The organism is Acuticoccus kalidii, from assembly GCF_021556395.1.
In the GTDB taxonomy this organism is placed as follows: Bacteria; Pseudomonadota; Alphaproteobacteria; order Rhizobiales; family Amorphaceae; genus Acuticoccus; species Acuticoccus kalidii.
This window is the reverse complement of record NZ_JAKGCS010000024.1, coordinates 336,322-355,358: the sequence shown is the minus strand read 5'-3', so window position 1 is coordinate 355,358 and position 19,037 is coordinate 336,322. Positions and strand designations below refer to the sequence as shown.

Sequence of the window (19,037 nt, the reverse complement as noted above, 5' to 3'; positions counted from 1 at the left end):
CCGACACTTTTGTTCCGGCTCGGAAGGAGACGCCTTCGTGCGTGTGCTTGCCCGGTTCCTTGGTGAGGCCCTCACCTGGATCGTCATTACCTTGATGGTGGTGCTGACCGCGGTCGTCGTGTTCGCCGTCATCTACCGCAAAGCCGGCGCCTCGTTGTCCTGGTACGATGAGGTCGCCTCGGTCCTGCTTGCCTGGATCACCTATTATGGCGCGGCCCTCGCGGCGCTGAAACGAAGCCATATCGGCTTCGAGGACGTCCTCCTCGCGCTGCCGATCAAGGCGCGAAAGGTCGCCGTGCTGATCGCCGAGGCGTTGGTGATCTTCTTCTTCGCGCTCCTCGCGTGGGCCGGTCTCACCATCCTCGACATTCTCCAGGGGGAGACGCTCGTGAGCCTCACCTGGGTCCCGGTGTCGGTCACGCAGTCGGTGATCCCGATCGGTGCGATCCTCTTCATCATCGCGGAAATCCTGTCATTTCCGGCCTATTGGAAGGACATCATGTCCGGCCACTTCTCCGAGCATCCGCCGCTCGCCCATGGCGAGACCCCGGCGGACCACGCGAGCGGGGAGGGCGCACGATGATCATCGCCCTCATGTTCATCGCGCTCGTGATCATGGTGTCGATCAACGTGCCGATCGCGATCGCGCTCGCTCTTGCGGCCGTCGTCGGTATCGCGATCACCGACGGGCTTGGTGCGCTCGTCACCGTCGGCCTCGATATGTATGGCGGGGCACGCTCCTTCTCGCTGATCGCGATCCCGATGTTCGTGCTCGCCGGCGCGATCATGAACGCGACCGGGATCACGCGGCGCCTCATCGCCTTCGTCTCCGCCCTCATCGGTTTCGTGCGCGGCGGCCTCTCGATGGTGACGATCGGCGTGTCGCTGTTCTTCGCCGAGATCTCCGGCTCGGCCGTCGCCGATGTCGCGGCGATCGGCTCGGTCCTGATCCCGGAAATGAAAAAGCGCGGCTATGGCGGACCGTTCGCGGCGGCGGTGACGTCCTCGTCCGCCTCGCTCGCCATCATCATCCCGCCATCGATCCCGATGATCCTTTACGCGGTCTCGGCCGGGACGAGCGTCGAGGAGCTCTTCGTCGCGGGGATCGTGCCCGGCCTCATCGGGGCGGCGGGCCTGATGGGCGTCGCCTATTTCCTCGCCCGGCGCTACAATCTTCCGACGGAAGGCCGGTTCGAGTTCGCCCGGCTCGGCGCCACGTTCAAGGACGCGCTGCCGTGCTTTGCGCTTCCCGTGATCATTCTCGGCGGCATCTTCGGCGGCTTCGTCACCGCGACGGAAGGCGCGGGGCTTGCGGTGCTCGCGGCGATCGTGGTCGGCCTTTGGTATCGCGAGATCAACTGGCGCGGCCTCAAGCAGGCGATGCTCGAAGGCGGGATGCAGACCGCCGTGGTGATGCTGCTCGTCGCCGCTTCGGTCCTGATGGGGGGCTATCTCACCGCCGCGCGCATTCCCCAGCAGCTCGCCGCCGCGATCCTCGACATCACGACGCAGACGTTCCTGATCCTCCTGATCCTCAACGTCTTCTTCCTGATCATCGGCTTCTTCCTGCACTCGGCCGCGGCGATCATCCTCGTCATTCCGATCGTGGTGCCGCTGATCACCCAGGCCGGGATCGACCCCGTCCATTTCGGTCTCGTCGTGACGCTCAACCTTGCCATCGGCCAGCAGACGCCGCCGGTCGCGAGCGTGCTCATCACCGCCTGTTCGATCGCGAAGGCTAACATCTGGGAGGTTTCAAAGGTAAACCTGCCCTTCGTCGGGGTTCTGCTCGTGGTGCTCTTGATGTGCACCTACGTGCCGGCGATCCCGATGTTCCTGGTCGAATTCTTCTACAGGTGAACGTGTGAGCGAGAACGAACTGATCCACGAACAGCGTGACGGCATCCTGACCGTCACGCTCAACCGGCCCGAAGCGCGCAACGCGCTCACCTTCGCGATGTATGACGGCCTCGCCGAGATTTGCGACACCGTCCCGACGGACGGCTCGGTGAAGGCCATCATCATCACCGGCGCCGGCGAAAAGGCGTTCGCCGCCGGCACCGACATGACCCAGTTTCGCGGCTTCAAGACCGAGCAGGACGCGCTCGATTACGAGCGGAACATGGACCGCGTCTATGGCGCGGTCGAGCGCTGCAAGGTGCCGACGATCGCGGCGATCTCCGGGGCCTGCACCGGCGGCGGGGCGGGGATCGCGTCGGGCTGCGATATCCGCATCGCGAGCGCGAACCTCAAATTCGGCTTCCCGATCGCCCGAACGCTCGGCAACTGCCTGTCGATCTCCAACCTGTCGCGCCTCGCGGCCATCATCGGCCCGGCGCGCGTCAAGGAGGTGATCTTCACCGCGCGCCTGGTGCTGGCGGACGAGGCGTTGGCGCTCGGCCTCGTCTCGGAGGTGCTGCCGGATCATGCGGCGCTGATGGCGCGGGCGAACGAGCTCGCGACCACGATCTCCGGCCTCGCCCCGCTGACATTGCGGGCGACGAAAGAGGGCCTCAGGCGCCTGCGCGTCGAGGGCGCCGAGGCGAAGGGGGACGACCTCATTTTGATGACCTACATGAGCGAGGACTTCCGCGAAGGAATGGAGGCCTTCCTCGGCAAGCGCAAACCGGAGTTTTCGGGACGATGAGCGGCAAGGGCCCCCTCGCGGGGATGCGGGTGATCGAGCTCGCGCACATCATGGCGGGCCCCGTTGCGGGGCTCATGCTCGCCGATATGGGCGCGGACGTGGTGAAGGTGGAAAAGCCGGGCGGGGACGACACGCGGCGCAACGTGCCGCACGTCAACGGCGTCAGCGCCGCCTTCATGATGATGAACCGCAACAAGCGGGGGATCGCCCTCGATCTCAAGAAAGAGGAGGCGCGGGCCGCGCTCAAGCGCCTCCTCGCCGACGCCGACGTGGTGATCGAGAATTATCGCCACGACACGATGGAAAAACTCGGCCTCAGCTACGAGACGCTGAAAGCCGACAATCCGGGCCTCATTTATTGCGCGGTGTCCGGCTTCGGCCGCACCGGCCCCTATGCGACGCGCGGCGGGTTCGATCTCGTCGCGCAGGGAATGTCGGGCCTCATGTCGATCACCGGGGAAGGGGCCGGCCGGCCGCCGGTGAAGGTCGGCGCGCCGGTCTCCGACATCACCGCCGGCATCCTCGCCGCGCTCGGCATCGCGTCGGCCTATACGCACAAATTGAAGACCGGGGAGGGGCAGATGGTCGACACCTCGCTCCTCGAGGCGGCGATCACCCACACTTATTGGCAATCGGCGATCGCCTTCGCCACCGGCGTCTCGCCCGGCCCGATGGGCTCGGCCCACCCCCTCAACGCGCCCTATCAGGCGTTCGAGACCAAAGACGGCTGGATCAATATCGGCGCCGCCAATGACAGCAACTGGACCCGTCTCCTCACGGTCATCGGCGCGCCAGAGCTCGGCAGCGATCCGCGCTTTTCCGAAAATGCCGGCCGGATGGCGAACCTCGACGCGCTGACGGAGGCCCTGACCGCCCATTTCGTCACCCGCACGACCGACGAATGGCTCGAAAAGCTGGAGGCGGCCGGTGTGCCCGCCGGTCCGGTCCTCTCGGTCATGGAGATGCACGCCGATCCGCACGTTCAGGCGCGCGACATGATTGTCGACCTCCAGCATCCGGTGGCCGGGGCGACGAAGGCGATCGGGCTGCCGATCAAATTCGGCGCGACGCCCGGCGCCGTGACGCGCCATGCGCCGCTGCTCGGTGAGCATACGCGCGAAATCCTCGCCGAAGCGCATTATGCGGCGGCGGATATCGATGCGCTGATCGCTGAGAAGGCGGCTCTCGTCCCGTAAACGCGGAGCCGCCGAACCCGTCCCCGCCCGCCTTCATTGGGGCGGGAGCGCAATATCGTCACGAACCGGGTGCGCAGCGCGAACCTTTCGCACATGACCGCGAAATTATCGACAACCTAACGGCACGGAAATTGCTGGTTCCTCCTTTGGCGCGAACAACCGCGCCGCCGAAAATTGGAGGAGCCCATGAGTATCAATCCGTCCCGCCTGCGGACGGCGGCGAGCATGATCGCTTTGTTCGCCGCCGGTCTCGGCACCGCGCACGCCCAAGTCGATTGCGCCGATGCGCCCGCGACGCCGGCCCATCACACCATCGAGGCGAACGCCGAGACGGTCCATTGGGGCTATTTCTCCAAGGAGGCCGAGCCGAAAGCGGTGATCCACTCCGGCGATCTCGTCACCATCGAGACGCTCACCCACCACGCGAACGATGACGCCTCGCGCATGGTCGACGGCGATCCGGGCGCGGAGAGCGTCTTCAAATGGGAGGAGGGTGCGAAGGGTGTCGACCGCCGCGGCGCGGGGCCCGTCGACGCATCGATCCATGGGCGCGGGGCGGGCGAGGGCTTCGGCGTCCACATCCTGACGGGCCCGATTTATGTCTGCGGCGCCGAGCCGGGCGACGTTCTCGAGGTGCAGATCCTCGACCTCGCGCCGCGCCCGTCCGGCAACCCGGATCATGCCGGCAAGACCTTCGGGAGCAATGCCGCCGCGTGGTGGGGCTTTCATTATAACGACCTCCTCGACGACCAGAAGCGCGAGGTGATCACGATCTACGAGATCGACAGCACCGGGATGAAGAACTGGGCCAAGGCGGTCTATAACTATCAGTGGACGCCGCAGACCGACCCGAGCGGCGTCGTCCACGAGACGATCGACTATCCGGGCGTCCCCGTCGACCACGACACCGTGGAGAAGAACGAAGCGGTGCTGACCGATGTGCGCGTGCCGATCCGCCCGCATTTCGGCACGATGGGCGTCGCGCCGCGCGAGGCGGATTTCGTGGATTCGATCCCCCCGTCTTATTTCGGCGGCAATATCGACAATTGGCGCATCGGGGCCGGCGGCACGATGTATTACCCGATCGCCGTCGAGGGGGCGCTCCTATCGGCCGGGGATCCGCACGCCGCGCAGGGCGATTCGGAGCTTGCCGGAACGGCGATCGAGACCTCGCTCACCGGCATCGTCCGCGTGACACTCCACAAGGCGGACAGCCTCGGCGGAACCCCGCTCGAAGGGCTCGATTTCCCGCTCCTCGAGACCGCGGACGAGTGGGTCGTCCACGGCTTCAGCTATGCGAATTATCTCGATGCGCTCGGCGAGACGGCGCAGTCCGACATCTACTCGAACTCGTCGATCGACGGGGCGATGAAGGACGCCTTTCGCAAGATGCGCCGCTTCTTGATGACCGCCCATGGCCTCGATGAGGACGAGGCCATCTCGCTGATGTCGGTCGCCACCGATTTCGGCGTGACGCAAGTCGTCGACGGCAATTGGGGCGTCCACGGCGTGCTCCAAAAGAGCCTCTTCTCCGGCGCCCAGTAGGCTGGCGGGGGCGTTCCCCCCGCGCATCTCAGCCCTTCAGGAAGGCGGCGAACGCCTCTTGATAATCGGGATGCCAGCGCGACAGAGGCGGGCGGTTCTCCACGATATCGCCCGCCGCCCACAAGATGCGCTTCTCGTCGACCGGGCGGGGCACGTCGTTGTCCGGGCAAAGGATATAGAAGTCGCCGGCGTCGAGGCGTTCCATCATGAAATCGACGGTCTGCTCGGGCGTCCATGCACCTTCGGGCTTTTCCGTCCGTCCGCGCGCGGTGAGGCCGGTATAGACGAAGCCGGGGATGAGGAGATGGGCGCTGATCCGCCCGTCGGCAGTGTTGCGCAACTCGTGCTCCAGCGCTTCGGTGAAGGCCTTCACGCCGGCCTTCGCGACATTGTAGGCCGGATCGCCCGGCGGGGTGGTGATCCCTTGTTTCGAGCCTGTGTTGATGACGATGCCGGGTTTGCCGCGCGCGATCATGTTGGGCACGAAGGTCTGCGCGCCGTGAATGATGCCCCAGAGATTGACGTCGAGAATGCGCGTCCATGCCTCGGCGGGGCCGAAGATGCCGCTACCGGGCTGGATGCCGGCATTGTTCATGAGAATGTCGGTACCGCCGAAGCGGGCGGTGACGGCCTCTTCGAGCGCCTTGACCGCGTCGACCTTGCCGACATCGACCGTCGCCGTCATCACGTCGTCTGCGCCGCCGGCGGCGATCGCGCCGAGCGCGGCGGCGCCCGCCTCGAGGGCGTCCGGATCGATGTCGGCGATGCAGACCTTCAGACCACGCTCGGCGAAGCGCTTCGCCGCGGCCAAACCGATCCCCTGCGCTCCGCCTGTGATGACGGCGACGGAACCGCGATTGAGGGCTGCGTTCGGCATGAGACTCTCCTTGTTCATTCGGCCGTGTCGTCGGGCGTTGCCTGACGGGAAGGCCCACGATCGTCGCCCGGCGACGGCGCGCGACATGGCGCGGGCCATCCGTCGGCCGGGCCGCGGGCGGCCCGCAGATTGGTCCCTCGGGCCGGCTCCGTCGAGCCCCGCGCCGCAATTTGATCGACGGGGTGACGAGGCCATGCGCCGCGCGTGCGGCACCTCGTCCGTGCGCGCAGGATCCGGTTGATCCGGGTCAACGAAGCCGAAGACGGCCCGTGCCAAGGCCGATGGCGGAGGCGAGCCGCTTCCGCCGGCCGTCTCTCGGACGCGCCGCATGTTCGAGGAGACAGCGATGTCGGCGACCCTTGCCCGCTATTCGATGATGGCCGTGCCGCGCTATACGAGCTACCCGACCGCGCCGCACTTCCACGCCGGCATCGATGCGGCGCGCTATGGCGAATGGCTGGCCGCGCTCGATCCCGCCGCGCCGGTCTCGCTCTACCTTCATGTGCCGTTCTGCCGGCAGGTGTGTTGGTATTGCGGGTGCAACATGAAGCTCGTCGGCCCCCGCCGCACACCCGTCGCCGACTATGTCGACGGGCTTCTCGCCGAGCTTACCCTCCTCGCGGAGAGGCTCCCCGGCCGCTTCGCCATCTCCCATCTGCATTGGGGCGGCGGCACGCCGACGGTCTTGAGCGAGGCGGAGCTTGCGCGCGTGATGGACGCCGTCGCCGCCCGCTTCGACATCCGCGCCGACGCCGAGATCGCGATCGAATGCGATCCGCGCACCTTCGATCGCAGCATGGCGAATGCGCTCGGCGCGACAGGCTTTAATCGCGCGAGCTTCGGTGTCCAGGAGTTCGATCCGGCGGTCCAGGCCGCGATCAACCGCGTTCAGCCGCCCGAAATGGTGGAGGCGGCGACCGGGTGGCTGCGCGCGGCGGGGATCGAGAGCGTCAACTTCGATCTTGTTTACGGCCTGCCGCACCAGACGTGCGACATGCTCCTTTCGACCGTCGCCCGCGCGCTCCAGATCGGCCCGAGCCGCGTCGCGCTCTTCGGCTATGCGCACGTGCCGTGGATGGCGAAGAAACAGCGCCTCATCGACGAGGCGGCATTGCCCGGCGCTACCGCCCGGATCGCGCAGGCCGAGGCCGCCGCCGCCGCGCTCGTCGCAGGCGGCATGACGGCGATCGGGCTCGATCATTTCGCCCGCCCGGACGACACGTTGGCGCAGGCCGCCCGCTCGGGCACGCTCCGCCGCAATTTCCAGGGTTATACGACCGACAGCGCGACGACGCTCCTCGGGATCGGCGCCACCTCGATCGGCCGCACCCCGTCCGGCTATGTGCAGAATATCGGCGAGACGGGGGCCTGGTCCCGCGCGGTCGGGGAGGGGCGCTTGCCGATCGCCAAAGGCGTCGCGCTCAGCGAGGAGGACCGGCTCCGCGCGGCGGTGATCGAGGCGTTGATGTGCACCGGCGAGGCCGATCTCGGCGCGATCGGCACCGCCCATGCGGCCGTGGAGGGTTGGGCGGACGAGGCGATCGCCACACTGGCGCCCCTGATCGCCGACGGGTTCGCGCGGCTCGACGCGGGCCACCTCCGGGCGACCGAGGCAGGCCGGCCCCTCGTGCGCCTTCTCGCGAGCGCATTCGACGCCTATCGGGGAACCGGCGCCGGGCGCCATTCACGCGCGGTCTGAGGCGCCTTCATCGCGCAATCTCCGGTGTGGAACCGGCGTTGGATCGGCAGCTCGCCTTGCCGGACGCGGCTCGGCCCCCGTAGGTTCGCCGTGGCTGGCCGACCCCAGGCCGGCCGGACGCGGGAGCGACGAGGTGAGCCGGCGATGATGAGCATTCCATTTTTCACGAGCGCCCTGGCGGTGGTGCTCGCCTGGTGCGGCTTGCGGGTCGGCGCGATCGCGATGACGCTGATCTCGGTCGTCGTCCTTCTCGTCCTCTTCCGCTTCCATGCGACCGACGCTCTCGACATTGCGCTTTGATCATGCCCGAACGTTTCGCTCACGCCCTCAATATCCTCGCGCTCTTCGCGATCTCCGGCATCCTCCTCTTCGCCTTTTATGACCAGTTCGTCGGCGGCGATCTGCCGTGCCCGCTCTGCCTGTTGCAGCGCGTCGGCTTCTGCATCGTCGGCGCGGGCCTCGCGCTCAACGTGATCTTCGGCCCGTCGGCCCGGCATTATGGGCTGATGATCCTCGGCGCGGTCGTGGGGGGCGCGGTGGCGCTGCGCCAGGTCGCGCTGCATGTCGTTCCGGGCACGGGCGCCTATGGCGATCCGGTGTTCGGGCTGCATTTCTACACCTGGGCGTTCATCGTGTTCGCCCTGGTGCTGGTCGGCGCGGGGATCATGTTGGTGTTCCGCCCGCGGCCGGGGATCGGCGGGTCCTTCCGTTCGCCGATGGGGCTGCTCGCGACGGTGCTGTTCTTTCTGGTGGCGTTCGGCAACGGCGTGTCGACGCTCGCCGAGTGCGGCACCGGCCTCTGCCCGGACAATCCCACGAGCTACGAGGGATATGAGGCCCTGATGGAGCGCTGGGCCGACCGCTCCGCCAATTGACGAAGGAGGCGCCGGGGCTCGCCCGGCGCCGATCCCGCTCAGAAGCGGAAGATGCCACCGATGACGGGGCCATGCTGGATCACGTCGAACTCGAAGCTCGACGTCGAATAATCGACGCCCTGGGCGCGGTAGCCGACGAGGAGCGAGAAGTTCTCCTTCGGGGACCACCCGAGTGCGCCGAGCACGTCCCAGTCGATGTCGGAGGCGACGCCGAAGCCACCGACGAAACCCCAGCCGAGGACGTAGAAATTGGGGTTCAGGTCGGCGCGGGCTTTGAGGCCGATGATCGGATCGACCCAAGTTTCGGTCAACTCGCGCGAGCGCGAGCCGAGGAGCCCGCCGGAGACCGACACCCGGTTCGACACGCTCCAGAGGCGGCCGCCGGCGAGGGCGTCGACCTGGATACGGTCGCCGTCATAGGCGCGATAGCCGCCGGCGAAGATCCAGGACAGCGTCTCGCTGCGCAGCTTGACGCGGTCGGTCAGGATCGAATTGGGCGTCGTCGCGGATGGCGTGATCTTCACATATTGAAGGTCCATGAAGCCAATCCAACGGCGATACCGAAGTTCGGCGGACGTAAAACTTGCAAAATCAAGGTCACTGAGAATGTCGCCGAAGCTCATATCGATGTGAGCACGGGGAAGTCTTCCGACACCCACCGTACCGTCCAAGCCGGCTCCCCAAATATACGCGGCGATGGCGAACTGCCAATCCTTCGCCGACGCAGGCAGTTCCGGCTCGGGGGGCGGCGCACCGAGGTCCGCCGCATCGGCGGCATGGGTGATCCCCACCGCCAGAAGAAGTATCCCGAAGGAACGAAAGAGTTTCACAGTGTTTGCGTCCTTTGATTGCTCTCGCAGTCTCACGTGTAGAGAACGCCGCATAATCTGCCACAGAGCTTGGCCTGTTCCTGTATCCGTTCGGATACACTATCGGGAAGATCGCAGTCGGCGCTGTCATGGTGGAGAGACTGATAGAAAAAAGAATTGCATTTGAGCGGAATAGCTTGCCGCATCTTCATCGTTGCGGTGACGGCGCGGCGCACGCGCGCCCCGCGGGCCAGTGTCTTTTTCGGCGGCGCTTGTTAAAATGGCGACGGCGCCGCCGCCGGTACGAAAGCGGCGTCGCGCTCAAAGGCGGCCCGCCTTTGGGGAGGAGCGGCCCGAGGGCCGTCGGCACCATCACGAAGAAACAGGACGATTTTTATGGACGGCTCGAACTTTCAGCTCATGCACACCATGCTGCGCGTCAAGGATCTCGACAAATCGATCGATTTTTATACGCGCCTTCTGGGCATGACGCTGCTGCGCCGTGACGACTTTCCGGGCGGGCAATTCACGCTCGCCTTTCTCGGCTACGGCCCGGAAAAGGACACGGCCGTTCTCGAACTGACCTACAACTGGGACAATGATGACGGTTACGAGATCGGGACCGGCTACGGCCACATCGCGATCGGCGTCCGCGATATCTATGCCGTGTGCAAGGGGCTCGAGGCCGCGGGCGCAAACATTCCCCGTCAGCCCGGCCCCATGAAGCACGGCAAGACGCACATCGCCTTCATCGAGGATCCCGATGGCTACAAGGTCGAGCTGATCGACCTCGACACCAAGACTTTCGCCTGAAGACGGTGAACGCGTCGGCGCTCCAGCCGGCGCGCCTTGCCCGTGGTCCGGCGCTGCCACCGGGCCCGGCCGTCCGATCAAGGAGGACGACGATGACGAAGCGTATCCTTTCGGCCGCGGCCCTCGCGACGGTGATGGTCGCGTCCCCGGCCTTCGCCGAGACGGCGGAGCGCTTTCAGATCGTGCCGGTCGGCGAGACGGTTCTGCGTCTCGACCGGGTGACCGGGGCGATCGAATTGTGCGCCGAGGCCGATGGCGGCGCTTGGCGCTGCAACGAGGTGGTCGCGCCCGTGCCGCTTTCGCGGGGGGAGGCGGCGACGGCGCTCGCGGACGAGAACGCCTCCCTCAAGGCGCGCGTCACGGAGTTGGAGCGCCGCCTCAATGAGATCGGGGCGCTCGTCGAGGGCTATGACGCCGACAAGGCGGCAGACGAGGCGGCGAGCGTGCGTCTGCGCTCCGAGGCGCGGCGCGGGATCGACGAGGCGATCGACGTCACCGAATATGCGGTGCGGCGCTTCCGCAATCTTTACGACGCGCTGACCTCCGATGAGGTGCAATGATCCGCGTCCGCACCGACGGCGAGACGAGCCTGTCCCGTCTCGTCAAGGGCACGCTGACCGTTTCGACCGGGCGTCAGGCTTTCTTCGACCTGACCGAGGCGTGCTCGCGCTGGCTTTCCGAGATCGGCGCCCGTGACGGCGTCCTCAACCTCATGGTCGCGCACACCACCGCCTCGCTGACGATCCAGGAGAATGCCGACGACGACGTGCAGCGCGACCTCCTCACCGCGCTCGCGGGGCTTGCCCCGGAAGAGGCCCGTTATCGCCACACGCTCGAAGGGCCCGACGATATGCCGGGCCATATCAAGGCGATGCTTTCTGACACGACGCTGACATTGCCTGTCGGCGATGCGGGGCTGGAACTCGGCACGTGGCAGGCGATCTATTTGATCGAGCATCGGGTCGGCCGGCACGACCGAACGGTGCGGCTTTCCTATCTGGGGCGTTAGGCCGGCAACCGTTTTTTCCGGCCGTTTTGGAAATTTCGCATTTTTTGTTGGCGACTATCGAGACGCCTTTGCTTGCGCGGCTCGTATATCGGCAATCCATCATTGCATTCATGCATCGATGGATGATTGTGATGTGACCGTTTTGTGTCGCTCATCGTCTATTACGAGAGCATTTCGCTGCGATCGAGGTCAAAATTTACAGTTTCATGCATAAAAAATCCCCTTATTTGAGGATTTTGTAGGGCGCCGTGCATGGCGGTTTTAAAGTTGCAGACTTTGTTCGGCTCATGTTACTCTTGGTTGCGTTCCTGAATTGTCTCTATGTTGGGTCGATGTTCGCGCAGGGTGATTGGTGTTTCTATGGTGGCACATTCTGAAGCAGCCTTGTCGTCGCCGGATATGGCGTTCGAGGTGGGGGGAGAACTCGAGCTCGCGATCGATCGTGAGCTTGAGGCGGCAATCGAATATAAGATCGCAAGCTGCGGTTTGGCTGGCGTTGAGCGTATTTTCGATTTCGTGAATTGCGCTCTTCGCCGCCGCATCGGCGAGGCGGAGAGAGTCGGCTGAGCGTCTGCGAACCTCGCAATGGGGAGCGAGGGAAGGGCTCGGATTACCGAATAGGGCGGATGTAAAGTTGCATCTGGGCAATCGATCTAGTTGTATTGATTTTGTTCGAGTGCCGTTGTCCGATTAGGGCTCAATTGTGGCGCTGCCTTCAATGGACCGCATGCGTTTATGCGCTCTCCAGTGCGGGCGTGCTGCAGGCGCCGCCAGTCGCGGCGGCGAACCTATGTACGGTGCCGGTGACTGCGCCGGTGACCGTGCCGATGATCCGGTGCCAGGTTCGGCACGGGCTCAACCGGCGACGACCGTGATCCGTTCGGCGGCGCGGGTGATCGCGGTGTAAAGATGCCGGGCGCGATCGTCGCGAAAGGCAAAGGATTCGTCGAAGAGGCACACCGTGTCCCATTGCGAACCCTGCGCCTTATGGACGGTGAGCGCATAGCCGTAATCGAACTGGTCGTAATCGTGCCGTTCGGAGACGGGAATCTCGTTCGCCCGCCCCTCGAAGGGGAAGCGATGCGCGTTGACGGCGATGCGGACATTCGTCGCCTCCGCATCGGCCGAGCGGACATGGAGCTTGATGCCGGAACGAAGCGCCTTCTTGACGGCGTGAACCGACCATAGGCTCCCATTATAAAGTCCCTTCGCGTGACGATTGCGAAGGCACACGAGCCGGTCGCCGACTTGCGGCATCGGATCGGAAAAGCCGAGAATCTCGCGCATACGCGTGTTGTAGCGCGTGCGGGTGCGGTTGAGCCCGACAAGAATCTGGTCGGCGGAGCGGGCGTCTTCGCCGTCGAACGCCTGACGGGAGACGACTTTGCTCTCCCCATAGACGCCGTGGCTGAGGCCGCGCCCTTCGCGCACGTCCATCGACAGGCGGATGATGGGATTCTCCGCCGCCTGCCGGTGGATCTCGGTCAACATCACGTCCGGCTCGCCGGAGGTGAAATAGGCTTGTCCCTGGACCGGCGGAAGCTGCGCCGGATCGCCGAGCACAAGGATGCGCGCTCCGAACGAGAGGAGATCACGGGCAAGCTCCTCGCCCACCATCGACACCTCGTCGATGATGACGAGGGCGGCGCCTTCGACCGGGCTGTCCTTGTTGAGGACGAAGTTGGTGATCCCGTCATCGTTGCGGGCGCTGTAGATCATCGAGTGGATGGTCGTCGCGCCGGTGCAGCCCATCGTGCGCATCACCTGCGCGGCCTTGCCGGTGAAGGCACCGTAGAGGACACGGCCCGACACGCTCTCGGCGAAACGCTTGGCGAGAAAGGTCTTGCCGACGCCGGCATAGCCCGCGAGATAGAACCACTGCCGCGCGTCCGGATCCTTCAGCCAGCGATCGACCGCTTTGAGGGCGGCATCCTGTTCGGCGGTGAGTTCGGAACGGGTCATCGCAGCGTCATCGATTCCTGGTGGGCGCGGCCAAACGGTCGGTCCAAAAGGTGTACATCGAGTGGACGCCGCGCATAACCCCCGCGCCGGCCCGCGATCCGCCTTGGTGGCCCACGCCGGCGAGGGCGCGAGAGGGGCGCGCCGCGGCCGCCTCGCGACAAGGCGAGGGCGGCGGCGGGGCAATGTGGCCGCCTCAGACCGAGCGCGTCAAACCGCCGTCGATGCGCAGATTCTGGCCCGTCATATAGGCCGCGGCGTCGGAAGCGAGGTAGGCGACGAGGGCGGAGATTTCGTCCGTCGTGCCGTAGCGTCCCATCGGGATACGGGCGCGGCGGTCCTCCTTCTCGGGCAGGCTGTCGATGAAGCCCGGCAGGATGTTGTTCATGCGGATATTCTCCGCCGCATACTTGTCCGCGAACAGCTTGGTGAAGGCGGCGAGGCCGGCCCGGAAGACGCCGGAGGTCGGGAAGAGGGGATCGGGCTCGAACACCGCGAAGGTCGAGATGTTGATGATCGCACCCGCGCCCTGCGCCTGCATGATGGGTGTGACGAGCCGGGTCGGACGCACGACATTGAGGAGATAGACGTCGAGCCCCGTGTGCCAGTCGTCGTCGCCGATTTCGAGGACGGCGCCCTTCGGCCCGTGGCCGGCGGAGTTCACGAGGACGTCGATCCGCCCGAAGCGGTCCATCACGGTCTCGACGAAGCGCTCCAGATCCTTGGCCGACTGGTTCGACCCGGTGACGCCGACACCGCCGAGCTCGCTCGCCAACGCCTCCCCCTTGCCGGACGAGGACAGGATCGCGACGGAAAAGCCGTCCGCCGCGAGCCGGCGCGCCGCGCCCGCTCCCATTCCACTTCCCCCCGCCGTGATCAACGCGACTTTGTTTTCGGCCATGTCCGTCCCCCTTATTAAAAAGGGGCTGGTAGCAGAGCCCCGCGCGAAGGCGAAGACGTTGCGCGCGGCAAGGCGACGAGGCCCGAGATCGCGGCGGTCAGACCGAGACGGCCTCGAGCAATCGCTCTTCGGTGATGGCGCTCTTGTCGCCCGTCAGCGTGACCGCGCCGCGTTCCAGGACGACGAACTCGTCGGCGAGGTCGTAGGCGAACTGGAAATATTGCTCGACGAGGACGATCGCCATCGTGCGTTGATCGCGCAGATATTTGATGACCTCGCCGATCTGCTTGATGATGTTCGGCTGGATGCCCTCGGTCGGCTCGTCCATCAGAAGGAGCTTCGGCTTGGTGATCAGCGCGCGGGCGATCGAGAGCTGTTGTTGCTGGCCGCCGGACAGATCGCCACCGCGCCGGCCCAGCATCTGCTTGAGGACGGGGAAGAGCTCGAAGATCTCGCCCGGCACCTTGCGCGCGCCGCGCGGCAGGCAGGCATAGCCGGTCTCGAGGTTCTCCTTCACCGTGAGGAGGGGGAAGATGTCCCGCCCCTGCGGCACGACCGCGACTCCCTTGTGAGCGAGGATGTGCGGCGCGGGTTTGCCGATCTCTTCCCCGTCGAGGCTGTAGAGGCCGTGGGAGCGGTGATGCGTGCCGGCGATCGTCTTGAGGAGGCTCGTCTTGCCGACACCGTTGGTGCCCATCACGCAGGTGACGTTGCCGACCGCCGCATCGATCGAGACGTCGTAGAGGATCTGCGATTGGCCATAATGGAGGCACACGTCTTTCATCGTCAGCATGTCAGCGCCCCAGATAGACTTCGATCACGCGCGGATCGTTGGTGACGTGGTCGAGCGAGCCTTCCGCGAGCACCGAACCCTCATGGAGCACGGTGACGCGGCAATCGAGCTGCCGGACGAAGTCCATGTCGTGCTCGACGACGATGACGGCGCGTGTGGTCGCCGCCTCGCGCAGGATATCGGTGGTGTGCCGCCGTTCGGCGACGGTCATGCCGGCGGCCGGCTCGTCGACGAGGAGGAGGCGCGGATCCTGGGCAAGGAGCATCCCGATCTCGAGCCATTGTTTCTGGCCGTGCGAGAGCTCGCCCGATTTGCGCTGCAACTGGCTCGACAGGTTGATTTCCGCCGCGAGCGCGTTGACCCGGTCGATGTCGACGGTGGAGCGCTTGTAGAAGAGAGCGCTCACGGGATCGCGGTCCTTCTTCAGCGCCATGACGAGATTGTCGAACACCGACTGATCCTCGAACACGGTGGGGCGCTGAAACTTCCGGCCGATGCCGAGGCGCGCGATCTGCGCCTCGGTCTTGCGCAGGAGCGAGATGTTGGTCTCCCCCCAGGTGACCTTGCCTTTGTCGGGCCGGGTCTTGCCGGTGATGATGTCCATGAAGGTGGTCTTGCCGGCGCCGTTCGGGCCGATGATCGCGCGAAGCTCGCCCTCGTTGATGTCGAAGGAGAGGTCGTTGATCGCCTTGAAGCCATCGAACGAGACGGAGACGGCGGAGACTTCGAGGAGGGTGCTCATGACGCGCGCGCCTTCTCGGCCGTCTTGACCGGGCGGGCGGAGGTCTTCGCCGGGCGGCTCAGGACGTCGAAGATCCCGGCGATCCCCTTCGGGGCGTAGACCGTGATCACGACGAAGGAGAGGCCGAGAAGGACCTGCCACCAGTCGACCCAATGGATCGTATAGAAGCCGAGATTGATGTCGGGCGCGCGGCCGCCGGTGAACCAGGTCGACAGGAGCGAGACGAACGCTGCACCGATCACCGCGCCATAGAGCCGGCCCCGCCCGCCGATCGCCACCCAGACGGCGAGATAGATCGAGGCGATCGGCGCCATCTCCGCCGGATTGATGATGCCGGCCTGCGGATAATAAAGCGCGCCCGCGACCCCCGCGATCACCGCCGTCAGCGTGAAGACGAAGAGCTTATAGTGCTCCACCGAATAGCCGAGAAAGCGAACGCGCGCCTCGTCGTCCCGGATGCCGCGGATGATGGAGCCGAACTTGCCGGAGACGAGCCAGGCCGAGAGCACATAGCCAAGGCCGAGGGCGACGGCCGAGGCGACGAAGAAATAGACCGAGATGCGCGATTGCGGCACGTCCTCCGCGCCCGGAATGATCTGGAGGCCGGACAGGCCGTTATTGCCGCGCAGGCCGTTCTCGTTCTGGAAGAGATAGAGCGAGAGGGCAAGGGTCAGCGCCTGGGTGAGGATCGACAGATAGACCCCGGTGACGCGGCTGCGGAAGGCGAGCCAGCCGAAGATCAGCGCCAGGACGCCGGGCACCAGCACGACGAGAAGGAGCTGGATCGGCAGGCTCCCGGCGAACATCCAGATCGCCGGAATGTCCGAACCGCCGACGACGCCGAAGATCTGCGTGCCGATCGCGTCCTGGATCTCCTGCGGGGTGGGGGGAAGGGGTGCGCCGGCGGCCGCCTCGATCACGATCTGCTCGGTGCGGGCGTACATCAGCCACATCCCGATCATGTAACCGCCGAGGCCGAAAAAGGCGAAATGGCCGAGCGACAGGATGCCGGTATAGCCCCAGACGAGGTCCATCGCGATCGCGACGAGGCAGAGGCAGAGCGTCATGCCGAGCGTCTTCACGAGGCTCGTCGACAGGAAGCCGCCGGCCGCCTCCGAGAAGGAGACGATGGCGACCGTGAAGACGACGAGCAGCGACAGGACGACGATGACGTGCGGCTGATAGATGACGGAGCGAGTGCGCATCATGCCTCCGCGGCACGGCCTTTGAGGGCGACGATGCCCCGCGGCCGGAACTGGATGAAGATGATGATGAAGACGATCATGTAGGTCTGTGCCGCCAGCGTGTTGGACGGGTTGAACCACTCGATCCCCTTCTGGAGGAAGCCGATCAGCGTCGCGCCGGCGAGCGTGCCCCAGACGTTGCCGACGCCGCCGACGACGACGGTCATGAAGCTCTGCACGATGTAGGCCTGGCCGAGTTCGGACGTGACCTTGGCGAAGAGACCGATCGCGACACCCGCGATCCCGGCGATGCCGGAGCCGAGGCCGAAGGTCAGCATGTTCACCCGCTCCCGGTCGATGCCCATCGAGGACGCCATGCGCGGGTTCTGCCGCACCGCGCGCACCTCGAGGCCGAGGCGGGTCCTGTTGAGGACGAAGAGGAGGAGAACGAAGAAGACGATCGCGAGGACGAAGATCGCGATGCGGATATAGGAGATTGCGACGACGTCGTTGAAGACGAGCTGGCCACCCAGCCAGTCGGGGGCGGTGAGGGGGCGGGCCTGGGTCCCGAAGATATTCTTCGCGAGCTGCTGGAGCGCGATCGAGACGCCGAAGGTGGCGAGCAGCGTTTCGAGCGGACGGTGATAGAGCCAGCGGATGACGAGCCGTTCGAGGATCACGCCGGCCGCGAAGGTGACGAGGAAGGCGAGCGGCAGCGCGACGATGATCGACAATGTGCGATCGGGAATGAAGAGCTGCACCACGTAGGCGGTGTAGGCGCCCATCATGATGAACTCGCCGTGCGCCATGTTGATGACGCCCATCACGCCGAAGGTGATCGCAAGGCCGATCGCCGCGAGAAAGTAGATCGAGGCGAGGCTGAGCGCATCGAGCGAGAGGTCCGCCATCTCGTTGAGGCGCACCTTGGTGTTGATCGCGCCGATGGTGCCGAGGACGGCCTCGGTGATTTGCGGATCCTCGCGGTAGGCGTCGAAGAAGTTGAACGTGTCGACGAGGTCTTCGCGCTCGGCCTCGGTGAGGGCGGGGCTCACTGCGCCGTTTTCGGTCAGCTTGTCATAGGCGGCATCGCGCGCAAGGCGGGTGTCGAGCGTCGCGACGGGGATGCCGGCGACACTGCCATTTTCGATGTTCGCGACGATGGCGGCGTCGCGCGCCGCGGCGTTGATGGTCTTCGGGGCGAGATCCTGCGAGACGAGAAAGTCATAGGCGGCATCGTAGGAAAAGGCGTCGGTGCCGGGCGTCAGCGTCGCCGCGACATTCTCCGTGTCAGGATCCTCTCGGATCGCCTTGCGCACCGTGGTGAGGAGCGGATTGAGCGTCGCGCGCACATCGACGCCGAGATCGCCGGCGAAACTCTCGATCGCCTCGATCCGAGCCTCGATATCCTCATCGAAACGCACAGTGAGGAGGCGCTCGATCCGCGCCATCTGTGCCTTTATTCCGGGCTCTGCCTCATTTTTAATCGCGCGCCGCAAAATGGGGAGCTGGTCGGCGCTCGGATCACGCGCGAGGGAATCGAGGCTCGCGCGGCGGACGGACGGGTTCGGGTCGGTGAGCTGGAACTGGACGAGCGCGCCGTCGATCAGCCCGCGAATGCCGCTATTGGGTTTGATCTGGTCGACATCGCGCCGACCGATCGGGCCGATCTCCTCGCCGGTGACGAGGCTTTTCATCAAATAGGTGTCGCGATCGTCGGTCGGTTCGATGCGGAAGAAGCGTCCGTCGGATTTGCGCCGCCAAAGCTCTTTGTCGCGCCACATGATCATGACGTCGGCCGCCTCTGGCAGGCCACTTTCGCTGAGCGCCGCGATGGCGGGCTCGATCGTGCGGCGGGAACTCTCCTCGATGAGGTCGGAGTTCTGAAGAAGGATCTCCTCGATCGGCGTCGGGGCGGGCTGCGCGCAGGCGGGCCCGAGCAACGGCACCGATAGGCAGAGGAGGGCGAGGCAAAGTGATCGGAGCATGAT

Annotated in this window: 20 protein-coding genes; 12 read left to right on the top strand and 8 right to left on the bottom strand. The window is 65.5% G+C overall.

Features of this window, described 5'->3' with window-relative positions; genetic code table 11:
* Positions 1 to 37: 37 nt before the first annotated feature.
* The 5 genes from L1787_RS15170 (at position 38) to L1787_RS15150 (ending at position 5,388) form a co-directional block, all read left to right on the top strand.
* Positions 38 to 583: a TRAP transporter small permease gene (locus L1787_RS15170; protein WP_235709671.1), complete on the top strand. Its 546-nt coding sequence runs from the start codon at positions 38 to 40 to the stop codon at positions 581 to 583.
* On the top strand, positions 580 to 1,860 hold the full coding sequence (locus tag L1787_RS15165; protein ID WP_235709670.1) for a TRAP transporter large permease: 1,281 nt from the start codon (positions 580 to 582) through the stop codon (positions 1,858 to 1,860). The genes L1787_RS15170 and L1787_RS15165 overlap by 4 nt, the downstream gene beginning before the upstream one ends.
* 4 nt (positions 1,861 to 1,864) lie before the next feature.
* Entirely contained in the window at positions 1,865 to 2,647 is a 783-nt protein-coding gene (locus L1787_RS15160) for an enoyl-CoA hydratase/isomerase family protein (protein WP_235709669.1), read from the top strand.
* A complete protein-coding gene (locus tag L1787_RS15155) occupies positions 2,644 to 3,843 on the top strand; it encodes a CaiB/BaiF CoA transferase family protein (protein WP_235709668.1) in 1,200 nt (399 codons plus the stop codon). Before L1787_RS15160 ends, L1787_RS15155 begins: the two co-directional genes overlap by 4 nt.
* Positions 3,844 to 4,029: 186 nt before the next feature.
* A complete protein-coding gene (locus L1787_RS15150) occupies positions 4,030 to 5,388 on the top strand; it encodes an acetamidase/formamidase family protein (RefSeq protein ID WP_235709667.1) in 1,359 nt (452 codons plus the stop codon).
* Positions 5,389 to 5,416: 28 nt separating this feature from the next.
* On the opposite strand, the gene L1787_RS15145 is transcribed toward L1787_RS15150, so the two are convergent.
* Positions 5,417 to 6,265 (bottom strand): SDR family NAD(P)-dependent oxidoreductase, encoded by an 849-nt coding sequence (locus L1787_RS15145; protein WP_235709666.1) that lies wholly within the window; start codon positions 6,263 to 6,265, stop codon positions 5,417 to 5,419.
* A 328-nt stretch (positions 6,266 to 6,593) separates the two neighbouring features.
* On the opposite strand from L1787_RS15145, the gene hemN reads away from it, so the two are divergent.
* The 3 genes from hemN (at position 6,594) to L1787_RS15130 (ending at position 8,839) form a co-directional block, all read left to right on the top strand.
* Positions 6,594 to 7,964 (top strand): oxygen-independent coproporphyrinogen III oxidase, encoded by a 1,371-nt coding sequence (gene hemN / locus L1787_RS15140; RefSeq protein WP_369415101.1) that lies wholly within the window; start codon positions 6,594 to 6,596, stop codon positions 7,962 to 7,964.
* A 144-nt stretch (positions 7,965 to 8,108) separates the two neighbouring features.
* A complete protein-coding gene (locus tag L1787_RS15135; RefSeq protein ID WP_235709665.1) occupies positions 8,109 to 8,264 on the top strand; it encodes a DUF5993 family protein in 156 nt (51 codons plus the stop codon).
* Between the two features lie 2 nt (positions 8,265 to 8,266).
* On the top strand, positions 8,267 to 8,839 hold the full coding sequence (locus L1787_RS15130) for a disulfide bond formation protein B (protein WP_235709664.1): 573 nt from the start codon (positions 8,267 to 8,269) through the stop codon (positions 8,837 to 8,839).
* 38 nt (positions 8,840 to 8,877) lie between these two features.
* Here L1787_RS15130 and L1787_RS15125 read toward each other — a convergent pair whose 3' ends face one another.
* Positions 8,878 to 9,669 (bottom strand): hypothetical protein, encoded by a 792-nt coding sequence (locus L1787_RS15125; protein ID WP_235709663.1) that lies wholly within the window; start codon positions 9,667 to 9,669, stop codon positions 8,878 to 8,880.
* A gap of 375 nt (positions 9,670 to 10,044) precedes the next feature.
* Between L1787_RS15125 and gloA the strand changes: the two genes are divergently transcribed.
* From gloA to L1787_RS15105, 4 genes are all read left to right on the top strand, one after another.
* A complete protein-coding gene (gloA, locus tag L1787_RS15120; RefSeq protein WP_235709662.1) occupies positions 10,045 to 10,461 on the top strand; it encodes a lactoylglutathione lyase in 417 nt (138 codons plus the stop codon).
* 92 nt (positions 10,462 to 10,553) lie between these two features.
* Complete coding sequence (locus L1787_RS15115) at positions 10,554 to 11,021, top strand: hypothetical protein (protein ID WP_235709661.1); 468 nt, start codon at positions 10,554 to 10,556, stop codon at positions 11,019 to 11,021.
* On the top strand, positions 11,018 to 11,470 hold the full coding sequence (locus L1787_RS15110) for a secondary thiamine-phosphate synthase enzyme YjbQ (protein WP_235709660.1): 453 nt from the start codon (positions 11,018 to 11,020) through the stop codon (positions 11,468 to 11,470). The genes L1787_RS15115 and L1787_RS15110 overlap by 4 nt, the downstream gene beginning before the upstream one ends.
* A gap of 360 nt (positions 11,471 to 11,830) precedes the next feature.
* Positions 11,831 to 12,037, top strand: coding sequence for a hypothetical protein (locus L1787_RS15105; protein ID WP_235709659.1), 207 nt, complete (start codon positions 11,831 to 11,833; stop codon positions 12,035 to 12,037).
* Between the two features lie 288 nt (positions 12,038 to 12,325).
* Here the strand turns inward: L1787_RS15105 and L1787_RS15100 are convergent, their stop codons facing one another.
* The 6 genes from L1787_RS15100 to urtB form a co-directional block, all read right to left on the bottom strand.
* On the bottom strand, positions 12,326 to 13,432 hold the full coding sequence (locus tag L1787_RS15100) for an ATP-dependent DNA helicase (RefSeq protein WP_235709658.1): 1,107 nt from the start codon (positions 13,430 to 13,432) through the stop codon (positions 12,326 to 12,328).
* A 193-nt stretch (positions 13,433 to 13,625) separates the two neighbouring features.
* On the bottom strand, positions 13,626 to 14,330 hold the full coding sequence (locus L1787_RS15095) for an SDR family oxidoreductase (protein ID WP_235709657.1): 705 nt from the start codon (positions 14,328 to 14,330) through the stop codon (positions 13,626 to 13,628).
* A 97-nt stretch (positions 14,331 to 14,427) separates the two neighbouring features.
* Positions 14,428 to 15,123, bottom strand: a complete 696-nt coding sequence (gene urtE / locus L1787_RS15090; protein WP_235709656.1) for an urea ABC transporter ATP-binding subunit UrtE — start codon at positions 15,121 to 15,123, stop codon at positions 14,428 to 14,430.
* A 1-nt stretch (position 15,124) separates the two neighbouring features.
* Positions 15,125 to 15,865 carry an urea ABC transporter ATP-binding protein UrtD gene (gene urtD / locus L1787_RS15085; RefSeq protein ID WP_235709655.1) on the bottom strand — a complete coding sequence of 247 codons (741 nt, stop codon included), beginning with the start codon at positions 15,863 to 15,865 and terminating at the stop codon, positions 15,125 to 15,127.
* Positions 15,862 to 17,073, bottom strand: a complete 1,212-nt coding sequence (gene urtC / locus L1787_RS15080) for an urea ABC transporter permease subunit UrtC (protein ID WP_235709654.1) — start codon at positions 17,071 to 17,073, stop codon at positions 15,862 to 15,864. Before urtC ends, urtD begins: the two co-directional genes overlap by 4 nt.
* A complete protein-coding gene (gene urtB, locus L1787_RS15075) occupies positions 17,070 to 19,034 on the bottom strand; it encodes an urea ABC transporter permease subunit UrtB (protein ID WP_235709653.1) in 1,965 nt (654 codons plus the stop codon). Before urtB ends, urtC begins: the two co-directional genes overlap by 4 nt.
* Between the last annotated feature and the right edge of the window lie 3 nt (positions 19,035 to 19,037).

Coding starts and splice junctions, on each gene's coding strand:
- L1787_RS15165 (WP_235709670.1), top strand. CDS start 580: ATGATCATCGCCCTCATGTTCATCGCGCTCGTGATCATGGTGTCGATC.
- L1787_RS15155 (WP_235709668.1), top strand. CDS start 2,644: ATGAGCGGCAAGGGCCCCCTCGCGGGGATGCGGGTGATCGAGCTCGCG.
- L1787_RS15150 (WP_235709667.1), top strand. CDS start 4,030: ATGAGTATCAATCCGTCCCGCCTGCGGACGGCGGCGAGCATGATCGCT.
- L1787_RS15145 (WP_235709666.1), bottom strand. CDS start 6,265: ATGCCGAACGCAGCCCTCAATCGCGGTTCCGTCGCCGTCATCACAGGC.
- hemN (WP_369415101.1), top strand. CDS start 6,594: ATGTTCGAGGAGACAGCGATGTCGGCGACCCTTGCCCGCTATTCGATG.
- L1787_RS15135 (WP_235709665.1), top strand. CDS start 8,109: ATGATGAGCATTCCATTTTTCACGAGCGCCCTGGCGGTGGTGCTCGCC.
- L1787_RS15130 (WP_235709664.1), top strand. CDS start 8,267: ATGCCCGAACGTTTCGCTCACGCCCTCAATATCCTCGCGCTCTTCGCG.
- gloA (WP_235709662.1), top strand. CDS start 10,045: ATGGACGGCTCGAACTTTCAGCTCATGCACACCATGCTGCGCGTCAAG.
- L1787_RS15115 (WP_235709661.1), top strand. CDS start 10,554: ATGACGAAGCGTATCCTTTCGGCCGCGGCCCTCGCGACGGTGATGGTC.
- L1787_RS15110 (WP_235709660.1), top strand. CDS start 11,018: ATGATCCGCGTCCGCACCGACGGCGAGACGAGCCTGTCCCGTCTCGTC.
- L1787_RS15105 (WP_235709659.1), top strand. CDS start 11,831: ATGGTGGCACATTCTGAAGCAGCCTTGTCGTCGCCGGATATGGCGTTC.
- L1787_RS15100 (WP_235709658.1), bottom strand. CDS start 13,432: ATGACCCGTTCCGAACTCACCGCCGAACAGGATGCCGCCCTCAAAGCG.
- L1787_RS15095 (WP_235709657.1), bottom strand. CDS start 14,330: ATGGCCGAAAACAAAGTCGCGTTGATCACGGCGGGGGGAAGTGGAATG.
- urtE (WP_235709656.1), bottom strand. CDS start 15,123: ATGCTGACGATGAAAGACGTGTGCCTCCATTATGGCCAATCGCAGATC.
- urtD (WP_235709655.1), bottom strand. CDS start 15,865: ATGAGCACCCTCCTCGAAGTCTCCGCCGTCTCCGTCTCGTTCGATGGC.
- urtC (WP_235709654.1), bottom strand. CDS start 17,073: ATGATGCGCACTCGCTCCGTCATCTATCAGCCGCACGTCATCGTCGTC.
- urtB (WP_235709653.1), bottom strand. CDS start 19,034: ATGCTCCGATCACTTTGCCTCGCCCTCCTCTGCCTATCGGTGCCGTTG.